At 62.7% G+C, this 18,999-nt stretch carries 17 protein-coding genes and 1 pseudogene; 8 read left to right on the plus strand and 10 right to left on the minus strand.

Annotation, left to right across the window (positions count from 1 at the left end):
• Positions 1 to 38 precede the first annotated feature (38 nt).
• On the minus strand, positions 39 to 1,556 hold the full coding sequence (locus K7431_RS06865) for an MDR family MFS transporter (RefSeq protein WP_052308698.1): 1,518 nt from the start codon (positions 1,554 to 1,556) through the stop codon (positions 39 to 41).
• Positions 1,557 to 1,622: 66 nt separating this feature from the next.
• The gene (pobA, locus tag K7431_RS06870; RefSeq protein ID WP_173390399.1) at positions 1,623 to 2,807 is read right to left on the minus strand and encodes a 4-hydroxybenzoate 3-monooxygenase; all 1,185 of its coding nucleotides are present in this window, start codon (positions 2,805 to 2,807) and stop codon (positions 1,623 to 1,625) included.
• Between the two features lie 189 nt (positions 2,808 to 2,996).
• Here pobA and K7431_RS06875 point away from each other — a divergent pair, with 189 nt between their 5' ends.
• A complete protein-coding gene (locus K7431_RS06875) occupies positions 2,997 to 3,875 on the plus strand; it encodes a helix-turn-helix domain-containing protein (protein ID WP_012722802.1) in 879 nt (292 codons plus the stop codon).
• A 44-nt stretch (positions 3,876 to 3,919) separates the two neighbouring features.
• On the opposite strand, the gene K7431_RS06880 is transcribed toward K7431_RS06875, so the two are convergent.
• The gene (locus K7431_RS06880) at positions 3,920 to 4,096 is read right to left on the minus strand and encodes a hypothetical protein (protein ID WP_012722801.1); all 177 of its coding nucleotides are present in this window, start codon (positions 4,094 to 4,096) and stop codon (positions 3,920 to 3,922) included.
• 100 nt (positions 4,097 to 4,196) lie between these two features.
• On the minus strand, positions 4,197 to 5,102 hold the full coding sequence (locus tag K7431_RS06885; RefSeq protein WP_012722800.1) for a LysR family transcriptional regulator: 906 nt from the start codon (positions 5,100 to 5,102) through the stop codon (positions 4,197 to 4,199).
• Between the two features lie 104 nt (positions 5,103 to 5,206).
• Between K7431_RS06885 and K7431_RS06890 the strand changes: the two genes are divergently transcribed.
• Complete coding sequence (locus K7431_RS06890) at positions 5,207 to 6,073, plus strand: MBL fold metallo-hydrolase (RefSeq protein ID WP_012722799.1); 867 nt, start codon at positions 5,207 to 5,209, stop codon at positions 6,071 to 6,073.
• 33 nt (positions 6,074 to 6,106) lie between these two features.
• Entirely contained in the window at positions 6,107 to 6,721 is a 615-nt protein-coding gene (locus K7431_RS06895; RefSeq protein WP_012722798.1) for an NAD(P)-dependent oxidoreductase, read from the plus strand.
• 383 nt (positions 6,722 to 7,104) lie between these two features.
• Here K7431_RS06895 and K7431_RS06900 read toward each other — a convergent pair whose 3' ends face one another.
• Positions 7,105 to 7,977 carry a LysR substrate-binding domain-containing protein gene (locus K7431_RS06900; RefSeq protein ID WP_012722797.1) on the minus strand — a complete coding sequence of 291 codons (873 nt, stop codon included), beginning with the start codon at positions 7,975 to 7,977 and terminating at the stop codon, positions 7,105 to 7,107.
• A gap of 112 nt (positions 7,978 to 8,089) precedes the next feature.
• Between K7431_RS06900 and K7431_RS06905 the strand changes: the two genes are divergently transcribed.
• The 4 genes from K7431_RS06905 to K7431_RS06920 all read left to right on the plus strand — a co-directional run bounded on the left by K7431_RS06905 (position 8,090) and on the right by K7431_RS06920 (position 13,618).
• The gene (locus K7431_RS06905; protein WP_012722796.1) at positions 8,090 to 9,715 is read left to right on the plus strand and encodes a 5-guanidino-2-oxopentanoate decarboxylase; all 1,626 of its coding nucleotides are present in this window, start codon (positions 8,090 to 8,092) and stop codon (positions 9,713 to 9,715) included.
• Positions 9,712 to 11,154 carry an aldehyde dehydrogenase family protein gene (locus tag K7431_RS06910; RefSeq protein ID WP_012722795.1) on the plus strand — a complete coding sequence of 481 codons (1,443 nt, stop codon included), beginning with the start codon at positions 9,712 to 9,714 and terminating at the stop codon, positions 11,152 to 11,154. The genes K7431_RS06905 and K7431_RS06910 overlap by 4 nt, the downstream gene beginning before the upstream one ends.
• Before the next feature lie 203 nt (positions 11,155 to 11,357).
• On the plus strand, positions 11,358 to 12,545 hold the full coding sequence (locus K7431_RS06915) for a cyanate transporter (RefSeq protein ID WP_043204950.1): 1,188 nt from the start codon (positions 11,358 to 11,360) through the stop codon (positions 12,543 to 12,545).
• 137 nt (positions 12,546 to 12,682) lie between these two features.
• On the plus strand, positions 12,683 to 13,618 hold the full coding sequence (locus K7431_RS06920) for a LysR family transcriptional regulator (RefSeq protein ID WP_012722793.1): 936 nt from the start codon (positions 12,683 to 12,685) through the stop codon (positions 13,616 to 13,618).
• Between the two features lie 125 nt (positions 13,619 to 13,743).
• Here K7431_RS06920 and K7431_RS06925 read toward each other — a convergent pair whose 3' ends face one another.
• Both K7431_RS06925 and K7431_RS06930 read right to left on the minus strand, forming a co-directional pair.
• Positions 13,744 to 14,106, minus strand: a complete 363-nt coding sequence (locus K7431_RS06925; RefSeq protein WP_012722792.1) for a 5-carboxymethyl-2-hydroxymuconate Delta-isomerase — start codon at positions 14,104 to 14,106, stop codon at positions 13,744 to 13,746.
• Between the two features lie 49 nt (positions 14,107 to 14,155).
• Entirely contained in the window at positions 14,156 to 15,079 is a 924-nt protein-coding gene (locus tag K7431_RS06930) for a LysR substrate-binding domain-containing protein (protein WP_012722791.1), read from the minus strand.
• A gap of 60 nt (positions 15,080 to 15,139) precedes the next feature.
• Between K7431_RS06930 and K7431_RS06935 the strand changes: the two genes are divergently transcribed.
• A complete protein-coding gene (locus tag K7431_RS06935; RefSeq protein WP_148270898.1) occupies positions 15,140 to 15,385 on the plus strand; it encodes a hypothetical protein in 246 nt (81 codons plus the stop codon).
• Here the strand turns inward: K7431_RS06935 and K7431_RS06940 are convergent.
• The 3 genes and pseudogenes from K7431_RS06940 to K7431_RS06950 all read right to left on the minus strand — a co-directional run bounded on the left by K7431_RS06940 (position 15,340) and on the right by K7431_RS06950 (position 18,995).
• Positions 15,340 to 16,665 carry an MFS transporter gene (locus K7431_RS06940; RefSeq protein WP_043206147.1) on the minus strand — a complete coding sequence of 442 codons (1,326 nt, stop codon included), beginning with the start codon at positions 16,663 to 16,665 and terminating at the stop codon, positions 15,340 to 15,342. The two genes, K7431_RS06935 and K7431_RS06940, sit on opposite strands and share 46 nt — an antisense overlap.
• A gap of 55 nt (positions 16,666 to 16,720) precedes the next feature.
• A pseudogene (locus tag K7431_RS06945) lies at positions 16,721 to 18,043 on the minus strand (MFS transporter).
• Positions 18,044 to 18,116: 73 nt separating this feature from the next.
• On the minus strand, positions 18,117 to 18,995 hold the full coding sequence (locus tag K7431_RS06950) for an SMP-30/gluconolactonase/LRE family protein (protein WP_012722789.1): 879 nt from the start codon (positions 18,993 to 18,995) through the stop codon (positions 18,117 to 18,119).
• Positions 18,996 to 18,999 lie beyond the last annotated feature (4 nt).

Below are 18,999 nucleotides of genomic sequence, written 5' to 3' on the forward strand. Positions count from 1 at the left end.
GCTACACGCTTGTGTAGATAACTCGGCGTCACTGCGGTTTATTTTGCCTTGTCCTCACGGCCGCGCAGCACTCGGTTCGGCATTGCGATTGCCGCCGCTAGCCCCAGCAGTGACACCGCTGCACTGACCATCAGCAAATGCCGGAATGTCACTGCCAACTCGCCGCGCAGGGCGTCCTGCGCGGGGCCGGGGGCGGCGTTGAGGCCGTCGAGCAGTACGTTGCCGGAACTGCCTTCCGCCACCACTGCGCCGGTGGCCAGGTGGGCGAAGCTGGAATCTTGCAGCAGCGCCAGTAGCAGTGCCGACATGCACGCTACCCCCACGGCCCCGCCCAGGGAGCGGAATAGGTTGGTGGTGCTGGTGGCGACGCCGATGTCGCGCTGGTCCACCGAGTTTTGCGTGCCTACCAGCGAGGTGGGGAATTGCATGCCGGCAGCGATGCCGCACAGCAGCATGAACATCGCCGTCAGCCCCACCGCCTGGGGCGCGCTCAGGGCCATGCCGAGGATGGCGAAGGGGCTCAGCAATGCGCCGCTGAGGATCATCGGTTTATAGCGTCCGGTCACGGAGGTCATGCGCCCGGCAAAATAGGCGCCCATCGGCAAGCCCATGGCCAGCGGCAGCAGGTGCAGGGCCGCGCTGTCGGCCCCGGAGCCGGTCACCGTCTGATAGCGCAGCGGCATCAGCACCGTCAGGGAAATCGCCTGGAAACTGGTGAAAAAGATCGTGCACCAGCACAACACCGCGCTGCGGTTGGCGAACAGATGCATCGGCAGCAACGGCTCGCGTGCGCGGCGCTCGTGCCACACGAATAACGTCAATGCCACCAAGGCAGCCAGCAACAGCCCCAGCACTTCGTCGTCACGCCAAGGGTGGCCCTGGCCGATTTCGGTGATGCCCAGCAGCAAGGCGGTCAGGCCGATAATCATCAGCACAGTGCCGAGGTAATCGATGATCGGCTTGCGTTGCGGCACCGGCAGCCCCACCAGGGTGCGATGGGCCACGTACCAGGCGCCTGCGCCCAAGGGTAGGTTGATCAGGAACACCCAGCGCCATGACAGGTACTCGGTCATGTAGCCGCCGAGCACCGGCCCGGCGACGCTGGCCACCGCGTACATGCTGCTGAAATAGCCCTGGTAGCGCCCGCGTTCGCGGGGCGGGATGATGTCGCCGATGATCGCCTGGCTCACCGAGATCATGCCGCCGGCGCCGATACCCTGGAGGATCCGCGCCAGCACCAGTTGCTCCATGCTTTGCGCCATGCCGCAGAACAGCGAGGCCAGGGTGAACAGGCCCATGCCGATCAGCATCATCGGCCGGCGCCCGTAGAGGTCACCGAGCTTGCCGTAGATCGGCACCGCTACGGTCATCGCCACCATGTAGCCGGAGATGACCCAGGCCAGCAGGTTGACGTCGTGGAACTGCGCGGAGATGGCGGGCATGGACACGGCGACAATGGTCTGGTCCAGGGCCCCCAGGAAGATCGCCATCATCAGTGAGGCGAGGATGCTGCGTACGGCGGGCAGCGGCGGAGCGGGCTGATTGAGGTGCGTCACGGCAGGACCTTCGAGCAAGGCCCGCGGGAAAAGGCGGCCCGCGGGAATGCTCGATACGATAGCAGGCTATTCGATAGCTTCGTAAGGAAGTCCAACGTAATTTTCTGCGATGGTTTTGCGCCCCGCCTCGGAGTGGATGAAGTATTCAAGCTCACTCTCGGCGATGCGCTGGCTAAAGCCGTCCGCCTCGGGAAACTGGTGCAGCATCGAGGTCATCCACCAGGAAAACCGCTCGGCTTTCCACACCCGCCGCAGGCAGATGGCGGAATAGCGCTCCAGCAAGTCCACCCGCCCTTCGCCGTAGACCTTGAGCAAAATCCGATACAGCGTGCTCACATCGCTGGCCGCCAGGTTCAAGCCCTTGGCGCCGGTGGGCGGCACGATATGCGCGGCGTCCCCCAGCAGGAACAGGCGCCCGTACTGCATCGGTTCCACGACGAAACTGCGCAGCGGCGCGATGCTTTTCTCGATCGACGGGCCGGTGACCAAGTCCTCGGCGAGGTGGTTGGGCAGGCGGGTTTTGAGTTCATCCCAGAAGCGCGCGTCGGGCCATTCATCGATCGGTTCGTCCACCGGCACCTGCAGGTAATAGCGGCTGCGGGTCGGCGAACGCATGCTGCACAAGGCAAAACCACGCGGGTGCTTGGCGTACACCAGTTCAGCGTGCACCGGCGGTGTATCGGCAAGGATGCCCAGCCAGCCGAAGGGGTAGACCCGCTCGAAGACCTTGAGGGACTCCGCCGGGATCGATTGACGCGCCACACCATGGAAACCATCGCACCCGGCGATGTAGTCGCACTCCAGGCGAAAGGCTTCGCCCTGATGCTCAAACGTCAGCCAGGGTCGATCACTTTTGAGGCCATGGGGCTGCACGTCACGGGCTTCGTAGAGGGTGATCGCGCCAGCGTCGGCGCGGGCGGCCATCAGGTCGCGGGTGACTTCGGTCTGGCCGTAGACCATCACCGACTGACCGCCGGTCAGTGCCTTGAGGTCGATATGGGTAAGCTGGCCATTGAGCGCCAACTCGAAGCCATCATGCACCAAGCCTTCGCTATCCATACGCTGGCTGACGCCCGCCTGCCTCAGCAGGTCGACCATGCCTTGCTCCAATACGCCGGCTCGGATGCGGCCTTGCACGTAATCGGCGCTCTGGCGCTCTAGGATAAGGGTCTCGATACCGGCATTGTGCAACAGCTGGCCTAGCAACAGTCCCGAGGGACCGGCGCCGATAATGGCGACTTGGGTTTTCAGCGTTTTCATTATTTTTATCGCCCGCATGCTTCACCCGAACGGATAGGGTGAAAGAATTGTCAGTGGTCTTGTAGCTGACATTTTTCACTTGAGTGGCCAGCATAAGAAGGTGAAAACTGAGCCAAAGCCTGCGCTTTTTGCCAATCGGGGCGATTACCGCACCACTCTCCTGGGTATCGGATTGAAACCATGACCAAAACCGCGATTCCGGTCTTCAAGCTTTACGGGGAAAACCAGCAATGGCCGACGCCCGATTTGTTGCACTGTGAAACCATTTCCCGGCGCAGTCGGGAATACCAGTGGGAAATCCAGCCCCACCGGCACGCGGATCTGTGCCAGTTGCTGTATGTGCACAAAGGCCAGGCAGAATTGGAGATCGAAGGTCAGCGCTCCACGTTGAACGAAGCGACATTGCAGGTATTGCCGCCGCTGTGTGTGCACGGGTTTCGTTTTTCCGAGGATGTCGAAGGTTACGTGGTGACGCTCGCGGCGCCGCTGGTCAGCCATTTGCAAACTCAGTTGGGCACCACGGTCGACGGTTTACAGGCGCTGGGCAACTACCCGGCGGGCAAGGACAGTGATTACCTGAACAGCCAGTTCGCCCGTTTGCAGGATGAATACGCCGACGAACAACCGGCGCGGGACATGATGATGCATGCGCTGGTCAGCGTGCTGCTGGTGTGGATCAGCCGCCAAGCCCTCCAGCGTCGCCACCCACGGGCGCCACGGGGGCGCGAGTATTTTCGCAAGTTCACGCAATTGGTCGAGCAGCATTACCGCGAACACCCGAAGATCGAAGACCTGGCCCACAAACTGGGCATCTCGGTCTCACACCTGAACGGCACGTGTCGGGAATTGGGTGGGCAGCCGGCGCTGCAGATCATGCACGACCGCCAATTGCTGGAAGCCAAGCGCCTGCTGACCTACACCAGCATGACCATCAATGAAATGTCAGAGGTATTGGGGTTTTCCGACCCGACCAACTTCTCTCGGCTGTTCCGCCGACGCGTCGGGTTCTCGCCCAAGGCGTTTCGCGAACAACTCAAGGCCGAAACACCGCAGCGCTAACGGTGGGCGCGGGCTGCCACCTTTGCATCCCCTGTGGGCCATTTTTAGCGCAACGCGCTGAAACTGCCAGTATGGGGAACGCATTGATCCTGATGGCAGCTGATCGCAAAGGTGGGCTGCATACGGGTCTGCTCCACGCGGTAGGCGGCAGTCCCGTACAGTGCGCTGGCAATGGCGCACAGGCTGAAAATCATCAGGTACTTTCTGGTTTTAATGCTCATGGCACAGACCTCTGAGCGGATCTACACGGTGCTGTCTAAAGCATAGGTCAACCAGGCCAAGTTGCCATTATCGGGCGACATTCAACACGTTTATGTCGGCCTAGAGACCGACATCCCACGCCGGCTCTTCAGGGAACCTCAGCACCAGGAAATCCAACAGGCTGCGCAGTGCCGACGGCATGTGCTTGCGCGAGGCGTAGACCGCGTAGATGTTCATCTGCCGAGGCTCAGCCTCGGGCAGCAGGCGCACCAGTTCGCCACGGCGGATGTAATCACCGGCCTGGTAAGTGGGCAGCATCGACACCCCGGCCCCGGCCAGCGTCACTCGCAACAAGGTGCTGGCTTCGTTGGAGGTGATGTTGCCGTTGATGGGCACCGAGACGTGCTCGCCACCCTCTTCGAAATGCCACAGGCTTTTGCCGAAATAGGAATGGGTCAGGCAGTTGTGCGCGGCCAGTTCCTCGACTTTCCGAGGGGCCGGATGCGCCCGCAGATAGGCCGGTGAGGCGCACACCACGGAGCGGCACACGGTCAGGCGCCGCGCAATGAGGTTGGGGTCCAGGTCGTTGCTGGTGCGGATGGCCAGGTCGATGCGTTCATCCACCAGGTTCACCGTGCGATCGAGCATTTGCAGGTCGACGGTCACCAGCGGGTAGCGCTTGACGTACTCGGCGATGGCCTCGGCCAATTGCGCCTGGCCGAATGAGGTGCTGACACTCAGGCGCAGCAGGCCACGGGGCGCGTCATCCGGCTCGCTGACGGCGGCCTGCATATCGCAACACAATTCCAGTAATTGCCGACAACGTGGCAGGGTTTCACCGCCGGCCGCCGTGAGGCTGAGCTTGCGTGTGGTGCGGTGCAGCAGGCGTGCGCCGACCCAATCTTCCAGCTCGGCCAGGTAGCGCGACACCACCGGGCGCGACAGGTCCAGATGATCGGCAGCGGCGGACTGGCTGCCCAGGTCCACCACCGTGACAAACACGCGCATTGCTTGAAGACGATCCATGATCTGCCCGATTTCAGAAACAAACTATGTCCCAGCATCGCATTTTTAGTCTGGTTTTGTGCAACTAAGCTCTGTGCATCCCTTACCGATGCTGGAGCTGACCGATGTTCTCAACTTTCAAGCGCTTGACCCTGACGACCGCCGCCCTGGCCTTCGCCGCCCATGCGGCGGCAGCCGACCTGACTCTGGAGGTGTACAACCCAGGCGAGGCCGCGATCTTTCCGGTGAGCTCGGTGCTGGTCAGCGGCGCCAAGGACGCGATCCTGGTGGACGCCCAATTTGGCAAGGGCCAGGCCGAACAGTTGGTCCAGAAGATCCGCGCCAGCGGCAAACACCTGACCACCATCTACATCAGCCATGGCGACCCGGACTACTACTTCGGCCTCGATACCCTCACCGCCGCCTTCCCCGACGCCAAGGTGCTGGCCCCGCAACCGGTGGTCGACCACATCAAGGCGACCGTGGACGGCAAGCTTGCGTTCTGGGGCCCGAAAATGGGCGCCGATAAACCCGCCCGAACCCTCGTGCCGCAGGTACTCGAAGGCCACAGCCTGAACCTCGAAGGCCAGCAACTGGACGTAATCGGCCTCGACGGCCCGCAGCCGGACCGCAGTTTTGTGTGGATCCCGTCGATCAAGGCCGTGGTCGGTGGCGTAGTGGTCGCCGAAAACATTCACGTGTGGATGGCCGACACCCAGAGTGCGCAATCCCACAAAGACTGGCTGACCACCCTGCAACGCATCGAAGACCTGAAGCCGCGCACCGTGATCCCAGGCCATTACCTGGGCACACCGTCTCTGAAATCCGTGGCCTTTACCGCCGACTACATCAAGGCCTTTGACGCCGAGACCACCAAGGCCAAGAACTCCGCCGCCCTGATCGCGGCCATGAAAAAGCGTTACCCCACCCTCGCCGACGAAAGCTCGCTGGAGTTGAGCGCTAAAGTCGCCAAGGGCGAAATGAAGTGGTGAATGGTGTTAAACCCTAACGTACTGGAGAACGTCATGAGCAAGATTGCAATCATTGGGGCCACCGGCCGTGCCGGTAGCCAACTGCTGGAAGAAGCGCTGCGTCGTGGGCATAGCGTTGTGGCGATTGCGCGTAACACCGACAAACTGGCGGCGCGCCCGGGTGTCACCGTCAAGCAAGTGGACGCACTGGATGCAGATGCGCTGCAACAGGCCATCACCGGCAGCGACGTGGTGATCAGCGCAGCGCACTTCGCCACCCTACCCGCCAGCGCCGTGATCGCGCCGGTGAAAAAAGCCGGGGTGAAACGTCTGCTGGTAGTGGGCGGTGCCGGTTCACTGCTGCTGCCGGGTGGCGGGCGAGTGATCGACAGCGAGGGTTTCCCGGCAGAGTACAAGGCCGAAGCCAGTGCCGGCGCAGCATTTCTCGAAGCACTGCGTCAGGAAAAAGAGCTGGATTGGACCTTCCTGTCGCCGTCGGCGGAGTTCGTTGAAACCGAACGCACCGGCACATTCCGTGTAGGCCAGGATGATCTGCTGGTCAGCACTGAAGGCCGCAGTTGGATCAGCTTTGCCGACTATGCCATTGCCCTGATCGACGAAGTGGAATCGCCAAAACACTCCCGCCAACGCTTCACCGTAGGCTACTGACACAGCGCGGTTAAAACTGTGGGAGGGGGCTTGCTCCCGATGGCGGTGGGTCAGTTGGAATATCGTTGACTGAACCACCGCCATCGGGGGCAAGCCCCCTCCCACATTGGGATCTTCAAGTCGCTGGAAACGTTGAATCGCCCAAGCACTCGCACAGAACGCTTCACCATCGGCTACTGACACAACACAGTTAAAACTGTGGGAGGGGGCTTGCTCCCGATAGCGGTGGGTCAGTTGGAATATCGTTGACTGAACCACCGCCATCGGGGGTAAGCCCCCTCCCACATTGGGATTTTCAAGTCGCTGGAAACGTTGAATCGCCCAAGCACTCGCACCGAACGCTTCACCGTCGGCTACTGACACAACACAGTTGATCTTCAGCGCTACGGTTGTTCTGCTTGGCTCACTAACCAAACCATTAAGGCTTCGAGCCCCGCCGATGGTTTGGTGTCCGGTGGATACACCAGGTAATACCCCATCCCCGTCGGTACCCTCAATTCAAACGGCGTCGCCAACCGCCCCGCTTTCAAATCCTCGCCAATCAACGCACTGTCGCCAATCGCCACGCCCGAACCTTGGGACGCCACCGTCATCGCCAGATCCAGCGTTTCAAAATGATGCCCCTGGCTCAAATTGTTCAGCCGCGTATTCGCCGCCTTCAGCCACAACGCCCAATCCCGCTCATCGCGCGTGGGGTGCAGCAGTACCTGTTGCTGCAGGTCGGCCGGCGTGTGCAAGCCACCGAGCAACGCCGGCGCGCAGACCGGGGTGAGTTGCTCATCGAACAGGTGCCGGGCCTCGGCCGACTGCTCGGCGATGGGCGCATAGATCACCGCCGCGTCGAATTGCTCACGGCGAAAGTCCACGGTGTAGGCCACGGTGGTGGTGAGTTCCACCGGCACGTCGGGGCGCTCCCGCTGCCATTGCATCAGGCGCGGCAGCAGCCAGCGCATCACACAGGTGGAGGCCTTGAGTTGCAGGGTCTGGCGGCGACTGCCGATCTGCTCCACTGCCTCGCTGATCAGGCCGAATACCTGGTGGGCACGCAGTGACCATTCGCGACCCTCTTCGGTCAGGCTCAAGCCCCGCGCCTGGCGTTGGAACAGCGCGTAGCCCAAATGGCTTTCCAACCCGGCAATCTGCCGGCTCACCGCGCCTTGGGTGATGTGCAATTGCTCGGCGGCGCGGGTGAAATTGCAGCACTGGGCCGTGACCCAGAAGGTGTGCAGCGCAGGCAGTGGCGGGAGGCGTTTCATAACGGGCGGAGCCATGACGTGAGGACATGGCTAGTATGACTTTTTATCGATTGTTGTCGCTACCGGCCAGCCGCTCCAATAGCGCCTCGAATCCATAACAAGAGCGACCTCTATGGCGACCTGCGGCGAAGTATTGGTCAACCTCCTGGAAGGCTACGGCGTGGACCAGGTGTTTGGCATCCCCGGCGTGCACACCGTGGAGTTGTACCGCGGCCTGGCCCGTTCCAGCATCCGTCACGTCACCCCGCGCCACGAACAGGGCGCCGGTTTCATGGCCGACGGTTATGCGCGCACCCGTGGCAAGCCCGGCGTGTGCTTCATCATCACCGGCCCCGGCATGACCAATATCACCACCGCCATGGGCCAGGCCTATGCCGACTCGATCCCGATGCTGGTGATTTCCAGCGTGCAGTCACGCAGCCAATTAGGCGGCGGGCGCGGTAAGTTGCACGAGCTGCCGAACCAGGGCGCGATGATGGCCGGCGTGGCGGCGTTCTCCCACACCTTGATGTCGGCGGCGGAATTACCCGGCGTGTTGGCGCGGGCCTTTGCGTTATTCCAGGCCGGGCGACCACGACCGGTGCATATCGAAATCCCGCTGGATGTGTTGGTGGAAAATGCCGACGCACTGCTCGGCAGTGAGCCCGTCAGCGTGGCCCGTGCCGGTGCGGCGCCGTCGGCGGTCAAGCAGATGAGCCAGTTGCTCGCGGCGGCCAAGCGGCCCTTGATTCTGGCAGGTGGCGGCGCCATCGACGCGGCCCCGGCACTGACGCAATTGGCCGAGGCGCTCGGCGCGCCGGTGGCCCTGACCATCAACGCCAAAGGCCTGCTGCCCGCACGCCACCCGCTGCTGATCGGCTCGACCCAGACCCTGGTCGCCACCCGTGCGTTGGTGGCCGAAGCAGACGTGGTGTTGGCCATCGGCACCGAGCTGGCGGAGACCGACTACGACGTCACCTTCGCCGGCGGTTTCGAGATTCCCGGAGCCTTGCTGCGCATCGACATCGACCCGGACCAGACCGTGCGCAACTACCCGCCACAGGTGGCGCTGGTGGCCGACGCACAGATCGCCGCCGAGGCGTTGGTGAACGCGCTGAGCAGCCAACCATTGCCGCCACGCAACAGTGCCTGGGGCGCTGAACGTGTCGCACGCTTGTGGGCCGAACTGGACCCTGCCTGGGACGCCGCCACCCGTGCGCAAACCCTGTTCCTCGACACTGTGTTGGACACACTGCCCAACGCCGTGCTGGTCGGCGACTCGACCCAACCGGTGTACAGCGGCAACCTGACCCTGAACCTCGACCACCCGCGCCGCTGGTTCAACTCGTCCACCGGCTACGGCACCTTGGGCTACGCCCTGCCCGCCGCCATCGGCGCCTGGCTGGGGCGTGGCGATGGGCAACCGGTGGTGTGCCTGATCGGCGACGGCGGCCTGCAATTCACCCTGCCGGAACTGGCCAGCGCCGTGGAAGCACGCACGCCGATCATCGTGCTGCTGTGGAATAACCACGGCTATGAAGAGATCAAGAAATACATGCTCAACCGTGCCATCGAGCCGGTCGGCGTGGACATCTACACGCCGGACTTTATCGGTGTGGCCAAGGCACTGGGCTGTGCGGCCGAAAGCATCCAGGGCATCGAGCAGCTGCGCACGGCATTGCGCAACGCCGCTGATCGCCAGGGACCGACACTGATTGAAATCGACCAAGGCCAGTGGATGCGGGAGGTGGCGCAATGAGCCCGGTCGTGAACGGTGTGTATATCAACGGTGAGTGGCGTGCCGGAGAGGCCGTGCTGGAGGTGATCAACCCGGCCACCGAGGCCATCCTGGCCCAGGTCAGCGTCGGCAATGCGGGCACCGTGAGCCTGGCGGTCGACGCCGCCAGCGCAGCCCTCGCCGACTGGTCGAAAAGCACCGGCCGCGATCGCGCCGCCCTGCTGCGCAGGATCGCCCAGGGCGTGGGCGAGCAGCGCGAACAGTTGATGCACCTGCAGTCGAGCAACAACGGCAAGCCGCTATTTGAAGCCGCGATCGATGTGGACGACGTGATCGCCACCTTCGAGTATTACGCCACGGTGGCCGACGACCTGGACGCCGGCCAGGACCGCCCGGTGGCGCTGCCCAGCGCTGACTTCAGCGCACGCCTGCGTCGCGAACCGTGCGGCGTGGTGGGGCTGATCGTGCCGTGGAATTTCCCCATGGTGACCACCGCCTGGAAACTCGCCCCGGCCCTGGCGGCCGGTTGCTGCGTGGTGCTCAAGCCATCGGAAGTCACACCGTTGGCGGAGTTGCAGTTGGCGCGGATTATCGCCGAGGCAGGCGTGCCGGCCGGGGTGTTCAACCTGGTGTGTGGCACCGGCCTGGACGTCGGCGCGCCGTTGGCGGCAGACCGTCGAGTGGCGAAGATCTCCTTTACCGGCAGTAACGCCGTCGGTGTGCAGGTGATGCAACGCGCGGCCGAAACCATCAAGGGCGTGAGCCTGGAATTGGGCGGCAAATCTTCATTGTTGGTGCTGGCGGATGCCGACTTGGACCTGGCGGTGGAACTGGCCTGTGGCGGTGGATTTTTCAACGCTGGGCAGATGTGTTCAGCCACCAGTCGCGTGCTGGTGGCTGACAGCCTGGCGGATGAATTCCTGCAGCGTGTTCAGGCACGCGCTGAAAGCATTCGCGTGGCCGACCCCTTTGCCGATGAAGTAGAAATGGGCGCGCTGATCAACCGCGTGCAGTATCAGCGGGTGCTGGGGCATATCCAGCGCGGCATCGAAGACGGCGCCCGTTTGCTCTGCGGCGGTGAGCGCCCGGCGGATCTGCCGAAGGGCTTTTTCATTCGCCCCACCGTGTTCACCGATGTGCCGCTGGACAGCGCATTGTGGAACGAAGAAATCTTCGGCCCGGTCCTGTGTGTACGACGGTTTGCGACTGAGGACGAGGCCATCGCACTGGCCAACAACAGCGATTTCGGCTTGGTGGCGAGCGTGGTCAGCCGTGACAACGAAACCGCCGAGCGCGTGGCGAATGCCTTGCAGGCCGGGCTGGTGTGGATCAACGCGCCGCAAGTGATCTTTGCGCAAGCGGCGTGGGGCGGTTACAAGCAGAGCAGCATCGGCCGCGAGCTAGGGCCGTGGGGGTTGGCGGCGTTTCAGGAGATCAAGCATGTGATCAGATCCAACTGACGGCGCAGGTCAAATGTGGGAGGGGGCTTGCCCCCGATGGCGGTGTGTCAGTCAACAATGTTCTGACTGAACCACTGCTATCGGGGGCTCGCCCTCTCCCACATGTTGATCAGCGCAATTTTTAGATAGACCTAGCGACTTTCTCATTTGCCCCACTCCCCCGCCCATGGCCTGATGCCCCCTTGTTCACTCAAGGCCGTCCCATGGAAACCGTTCACACCAAACCCACCACAGCCCTGTGGCTGATGATCAGCGTCGTGCTGGTCGCCCTCAACCTGCGCCCGTCGATGGCCGCCGTGGGCCCGCTGTTGTCGTCGATTCGCACCGATGTGCCGTTGAGTTTCAGCAGCGCCGCCTTGCTGACGATGTTGCCGGTGATGGCCATGGGCTTGGCGATGTTCTTTGGCATGGGCCTGGCCAAGCGTTTTGGCGAGCACCGCAGCATCGTGGTGTCGCTGCTGGTGATTGGCGTGGCCACGTTGTCGCGGTTGTTCCTCGACTCGGCGCTGGAGTTGATCGTCAGCGCCATCGCCGCCGGGGTGGGGATTGCGATGATCCAGGCGTTGATGCCGGCGCTGATCAAATCGCGGTTCAGCGATAACGTCTCGCTGTTCATGGGCCTGTACGTCACCGCGATCATGGGCGGTGCGGCGCTGGCGGCGTCGTTTGCACCCTTCGTGCAAGTGCAGACCGGCAGTTGGCGCATTGGCCTGGCGATCTGGGCCGTGCTCGCCGTGCTGGCCCTGGTGTTCTGGTATGCGCAGCGCTCAGCGCTGCCGCCGCTGCCCCAAGCCGGCGCCGGCCCTCAAGAATCGTTTTTCGGCAATGGCCGCGCCTGGTTGCTGGCAGTCTTCTTTGGCCTGGGCACCGCGTCCTACACCTGCGTACTCGCCTGGCTGGCGCCGTACTACGTGGAGCAAGGCTGGAGCGAACAGAACGCCGGGTTGCTGCTGGGCTTTTTGACGGCCATGGAAGTGGTGTCCGGCTTGGTCACGCCCGCCATCGCCAACCGCCGCCAGGATAAACGCGGGGTGGTGGCCGTGCTGCTGGTGCTGATCATCCTCGGCTTCTGCGGCTTGATCCTCAGCCCGCAACACCTGAGCCTGCTGTGGCTTTGCCTGCTGGGCCTGGGCATCGGCGGCCTGTTCCCGATGAGCCTGATCCTGTCCCTCGACCACCTCGACAACCCGCGCCGCGCCGGTGGCCTCACCGCGTTTGTGCAAGGTATTGGCTACCTGATTGCCGGGCTGTCGCCGCTGATCGCCGGGATGATCCGCGACCAGCTGGGCAGCTTCGAATGGGCCTGGTGGTCGCTGACGGCAGTGATCGTGGTGATGCTGCTGATCGTCGTGCGTTTTAACCCCAAGCATTACGCGCACCATATCCGCTGAGGTCGTGTTGCAAACAGTATTTGTCCCACAGAAAACATAGAAACGCCCTACAGCGCTTTCTATTGGCACGTCCGTTCCGTTAAGCTTTTGCGCTGTCTTGTACTGAGTTCGGTACAACGGGTTTACGGACGAAACCGATGTTAAACAGTAACTTGCTCAGAAAACTCGATATGCAGGACTTGATGGTGTTTATCGCCGTCTACGACCAGAGCAGCGTTACCGAGGTGTCCGAAACGCTGTTTGTCAGCCAGTCCACTGTGAGCTACAGCCTGAAGAAGCTGCGCACCAGTTTTGAAGACGAACTGTTTATCAACACCCGGGCGGGCATGCGGCCGACGTACAAGGCCACCACCATGTACGGCCATGTGCAGAAGATCCTCGAAAGCATCAACCTGTGCCACGCCGGTGGCCAGGCCTTCGACCCGACCCAGAAAGCCGTGACGTTCAATGTCTGCGCGCCGGAATACTTCGAACAGTTGATCCTGCCGCGCCTGTTGAAACACTTCGATCACGCCGACCTGCCGGTGATCGTCAATGTGCAGAAACTGGAAACCGACATCCCCGCCGATGACCTGCGTGAGGGCCGCCTGGACTTGGTGATCTGCTTCGGCCCCAACTTCCACCGTGCCCATAAAGACTTCCGCACCCAGATGTTGCTGGAGGACGATCTGGTGTGCGTCTTCGATAAGCGCTCGGCACCGCGGGAAGCGGCCTTCAGCCTGCAATCCTTCGTCGAGCGGCGCCATGTATTCCCCACGCCGTGGACCTCCGACACCAACATGATCGACGGCTGGCTGGCGCGCCAGGCGCGCAAGCGCCAAGTGATCGCCCGCGCCAACAGCTACGGCGCGGCGCTGAAGATGATCACCGGCACCGACTTCATCGTCACCCTGCCGCGCCGCGTGCAAAAACTGCTGGCGCCGGCGACGGTGTTCGGCCATTGCGAAGTGCCCAACGGCTTGCCGGGGTTCACGCTGGAGATGCAGTGGAATGAAACCAGTGAACAGGACAGTGCCAATACCTGGTTTCGTGAGCAGGTGGTGAAGGTGTGCGCGGATCAGGGGTTACTCTAACGTCTGTGGCGAGGCGCTTGCTCCCGTTGGACCGGGCTGGCGCTCCAGTGCGAAGCGCTCCCAAGATGTTGGGGCCGCTGCGTAGCCCAGCGGGAGCAAGCGCCCTCGCCACAGTTGATGGTGTGTCAGCCAATGGCGACTTTGCTGTAGGACTCGCGATCCATATCTATCACTTGGACGCTCAGCTGAACCTGGATATCCGCCGGCCAATCGCCCAGATCCTGCAGTGCTGCCAGCAGGCTCTCCGACAACTGTTTCTTGACCTGTGGCGACCGCCCACTGAGCAGTGACAGCCTCACAGCCATAAAGCCACGCGGGCTCAGGGAAGTACCGACCAGAAAAGTCTCGACCTTCACCGCCCGGCTTTTGATATCGAACTCGGAACCGAACTGCCCGGACGCCATCAGCACGTTGTTGAGCCTTAGCAGTGTTTTCTCAACGGCCAGGTTCGTCAGGTTGGCGGTGTATTCCAAGTGCAGATGTGGCATGGAGGGCTCCGAATTTGTTGTAGGAAGAGTTGTAGATATATCACGTGAATCAGGCCTGGGTCGCCAACCCTCGATCACTCATAAACGCCTCAAGCCGCGAACGCACCCAGCGCTCGGCCGGGTCGGTGTCCACATGGCTGAGCCAGACCATGGACAAATCCAGGGTCGGCGTCTCGAACGGAAACGGCTCGCAGAACAGGTGGCCCGACACCGCCATGGCCTCGGCGGTGTAGTCCGGCAGGCTGGCGATCAGGTCCGTGCCGGCCAGCAAGGCCGGCAGCGCGCTGTATTGCGGCACCGACAGCACCACGTGGCGTTTTCGGCCGATTTCCGCCAGCCACTCATCGGCAAACCCCGACACGTTGGCGGTGTGAGACACCAGCACATGGGGCCGTGAGCAATATTCATCGAGGGTCAGCGGTGTGTCCGACGCATCGGCGCGCAGCAAGCGTGGGCGGATATGGCGCAGCAGCTTGCGCTTGGCATTGGCCGGCAGGCCACGGGTCTGGGTGATGCCGACGGTGATATCGCCGGAGGCCAACAAGTCGGGAATGCGCCAGTAGTCCACATGCTGCACCACGAACACCACTTGCGGCGCTTCCTGGCGCAAGGCGCGCAGCAGCGGTGGCAGCAGGCCGAACTCGACATCATCGGACAGGCCGATGCGGAACGTCATGGTGCTGACGGACGGGTCGAAATCGTGGGTCAGGCTCAAGGCCGATGACAACGAATCCAGGGCCGGCGACAGGTGCTGGATGATTTCCTCGGCCCGCGCGGTGGGCTCCATGCGGTGGCCGACGCGGATGAACAGCGGGTCATTGAACAGCGTGCGCAAGCGGTTGAGGGCCGAACTGATGGTCGGCTGGCCGAGAAACAGCTTCTCCGCCACCCGCGTCACATTGCGCTCAAGCATCAACGCTTCGAACACCACCATCAGGTTGATGTCGGCCTTGCGTAATTCATTGCGATTCATCGGCGCCAGCCCCTTTCCCCAAGCCAAGCCGCAGTTTAGAAAGTGCGGGGGGCTGCGTCTATGCGCGCACTGTTCATCCAGGCGCTTTGCGACTATAAATCAGCTCTCAATGGTCACAGGAACACCGCCGTGCTGGTCATTCTTGCCTTAAGCATCCTGCTCGGCGGCGTTTTGCTCTGGGCCATCAAGTTCATCGCTCATCCCACCGCCAGGACACTGCTGCGCGCCTTTGTCGGGTTATGCCTGGCGGCGGTCGTGGCTTATCTGGTGCTGGCTTCCGGGTTTCCGACTTCGCTGCTGGTCTGAGCCGCCTCCTGGCCCTGGCGCAGACGCAATGCCGCGAGCGCGGCCACCACCAGCACCAGCGCAATCACTTTCAAGCCGTTCATCGCATGGCCGGTGCTCATCTCGATCGCGCCCATAACGGACGGCCCGACAAACCCGCCCAACAGCCCGCAGGCGTTGACGAACCCCAGCCCGCCCGCCAGTGCTACGCCCTTGAGACGCGAGGCCGGGTACAGAAAGATGATCGACTGCACCACAAAGAACATCACCGCCGACAGGCAAAAGCCCAGCAGGCTGAACACCGGCCCCGACACCGACGCAATGCCCAACCCCAGCGCCATGGTCAGCAGCCCGGTGACCAACAGTCGACGGCAACGCCCCGGCGTCGTGGCGAAACGCGGGATCAGTACCGCGCCGAGTGCCGCCGCGATCCAGGGCAAGGAGGTCAGCAGGCCAACGCTCATGGTGCTCAACTCGCCGTATTTGCTGATGATGCTCGGCAGGAAAAAGATCACCGTGTAGATAGTGATCTGATGGCAAAAGTACACAAAGATCGCCAGCAGGATTTGTGGGGTCAGCCAGTTTTTCAATGAGTGCCCACCCTCGCCCGCGCCCTCTTCGGTTTCCAGCGCGATGCGTTGTTCGATCCCGCGTGCTTCCTCGGCCGACAGCCAGGGCGCCTTGCTCGGACGGTCCGGCAGTTTGCGCCACACCACCCAGGCGAACGCCACGGCCGGCAGGCCTTCCAGCAGGAACATCCACTGCCAGCCGTGCCAGCCGAGCAGACCGTCCATGCGCATCAAGGCGGCGCCCACCGGGCCGCCGATGATGTTGGCGAAGCACACGCCGAGCAGGAAATAACCGGTAGCGCGCGCCCGTTGTTCGCGGTTGAACCAGTAGGTCAGGTACAGCATCACGCCTGGAAACAGACCGGCCTCGGCAATCCCCAGCAACAGGCGCAGCACGTAGAACGAGGTCTCGCCCTGCACAAAGGCCATGGCCGCCGAGATCAGGCCCCAGGTCACCATGATCCGCGCAATCCAGAAGCGGGCGCCGACCTTGTGCATGATCAGGTTGCTGGGGATTTCCGACAGCGCATAGGTCAGGAAAAACAGCCCCGCGCCCAGTCCATAGGCCGCGGCGGAAATGCCCAGGTCGACGTCCAGGTGATGCTTGGCCAGGGCAATGTTGGTGCGGTCCAGGAAGCTCAGGATGTAGGCGATGATCAGCAAGGGCATCAGCTTGACGAACATCAGTTTGTTCAACGCCTGCGGCTCGCGGGCGTGGGGGGCGGAAGTCATCGGCAATTCCTCTTGGCGCCCCGCCAGCCAGGCTGGGGGGCGCATCGGTGTTGTTCTAGGAGTCGAGTTGCACAACCAGCGCCTGGGGGCGATGGGAAAACAGTTGCAGCAGCGCGCCGCCCAGGGCGCAGCCGGCCATCACGAAGAAACACACGGTGTAACCGTGCAGCGTGGTCCAACCGCCGCCCATGGCGATCAGGCTGCCCATCAGCACCGGCGCCAGGCCGCCGCCGATGAACATCGCTGTGGTGATGATGCCGTTGGCGGTGGAGGTCGCCGACGGCTCGGCCGAGTCGCAGGCCACCGCGTAGTAGATCGGCCACACCGCATTGGCGACCAGGCCGAACAGCAGTTGCACAACGATGATCAACGTCAGGGTATTGGCGAAGTAGAACGCGCCGACACTCGCCGCCATCCACAGCCCGCAGATGATCAGGGTGGTGCGCCGGCCGATGATGTCCGACAGCGACGGCCACACCAGTTGCCCGAGGATGCCGGTGAGGGTGAACACCACGCTCATCCCTGCCGACTCGGCCAATGACAGCCCGGCGATATTGTAGAGGTAGGCCGGCAGCACGATGTTCACGCCCATGTACACCACCTGCGTGAGCATGGTGTTACCGGCCGTGAGGGCGATATTGCGGTTGCGCAAGGTGGCGACAAAGGTGCGCCAGGCTTCGCCTTTGACTTGGCTGGCCGGCGCGTTGTCCGGCGGGGTCATGCCTTTGGCGGCGATGTCGACCTACAGCGCGGTGATGCGCTCGGCGGTGGAATAACGCGCCCAGAAGATCATCAACGGCAGCGCCACCACAAAGGCAAAGAAGAACACATAACGCCAGTTGTCCTCGCCAAACACCGTGATGACAAAACTCGCGACGATGCCGCTGAGCATCGCGCCAATCGGGTAGCCGGTGTGGTGCGCGCCCAAGGCAAAGCCGCGACGTTCCACCGGCCACCATTCGGCGGTGTTGCTGACGCCGACCGGCTCGCCCCAGCCGGCGCCGAGGTTGACGCCGACCCGCAGGGCAATGAAGGTGGCGAGGTTGCCGCTCAACGCCTTGAAGCCGGACAGGAACGAAATCGCGGTGTAGCCCAGCACCAGTGGTACCTGGAAGCGCGCACGTTTCCAGCCGCCACCGTAGCGGTCGCTCCACATCGAGCCGGGGATATCCAGCAACGCCAAGGCCAGCATGACCACCGTGGCCACGGTGCCCCATTGATCGGCGGACAAATCGAAATGCTTGGAGATGGTCGGCCCCAGGCGCAATACGATCTCACGGTCGTAGGCGTTGAGGATCCAGATCATCCAGCAGACCAGCAGGGATACCCAGGAATGCCGGTGAATGCTGCGCAGCGACGCTTTTTTTATAGTTGCCATGGGCCTCTCCAGGCGCGCAAGGGCGCGCACTGACACAAGGTTGCGAAGGAATATGCCTTTTTGAACACACGCGCTAGCTGGCGAACCGTCGCTCGGCTATTCCTTGCACGCCCAACCCGGTAATGGCGAACAGCGCTCCGCGCTGCTGGCCGTCTGCCGGGAAACGCGGCAGCGGCGGCTTGGCCATGGAGGTCACAAACAGGGTGTCGAGGTTCGGCCCGCCGAAGGTCAGGCTGGTGACCTTTTTCACCGGCATCTGGATGACGCGGTCGACCTGACCCTCCGGGGTGTAGCGCACCAGCTTCCCGGCATAGACCAGGGCTTGCCACAGGCACCCTTCGGCGTCCACGGTGCAGCCGTCGGCGGCGCCACCGCCGCAGGTGTCGACCTTGGCGAAGGTGCGGCGGTTGCTCACATTGCCCGTGACGAGGTCATAGTCGTAGGCCCAGATCTCGCCGGACCAGGTGTCGCAGAAGTAAAAGGTCTCTCCCGACGGGCTCCAGCAAGGGCCGTTGGACACGATGATGCCTTCGTCCAGGGTGTGCAGGCTCAGGTCGGCGTCCAGGCGGTAAAGCTTGGCGCTGGCGTTGTCTTCCAGCGTGTCCATCGAACCGAAGATGAAACGGCCCTGCCGGTCGACCTTGCCGTCGTTGAGGCGGTTATCGGGCAGGTGCGGTTCCGGGTCGATAACCAGGTTGAGCTCACCGCTGCTGAGGTCCAGTGTGTGCACGCCGTTCTGCAGCGCGACAATCGCAGACTCGCCAGCGTGACGCAGGGCCATGGAGCCGATCTTCTGGCCCACCTCCCAGGCGCGCAACTCGCGGCCATCCTCGGTGCAGCGCAGGATGCGGCCGTCGGCGCTGTCGATCCAATACAAACGTTGTTGCTCGACGTCCCATACCGGGCCTTCGCCCAGGGTGGTCTTGACGTCCACAAGCACTTCGATACGCATGGTG

Origin of the sequence: Pseudomonas fluorescens group sp., from assembly GCF_020093335.1 — a bacterium.
GTDB classification, from domain to species: Bacteria; Pseudomonadota; Gammaproteobacteria; order Pseudomonadales; family Pseudomonadaceae; genus Aquipseudomonas; species Aquipseudomonas petroselini.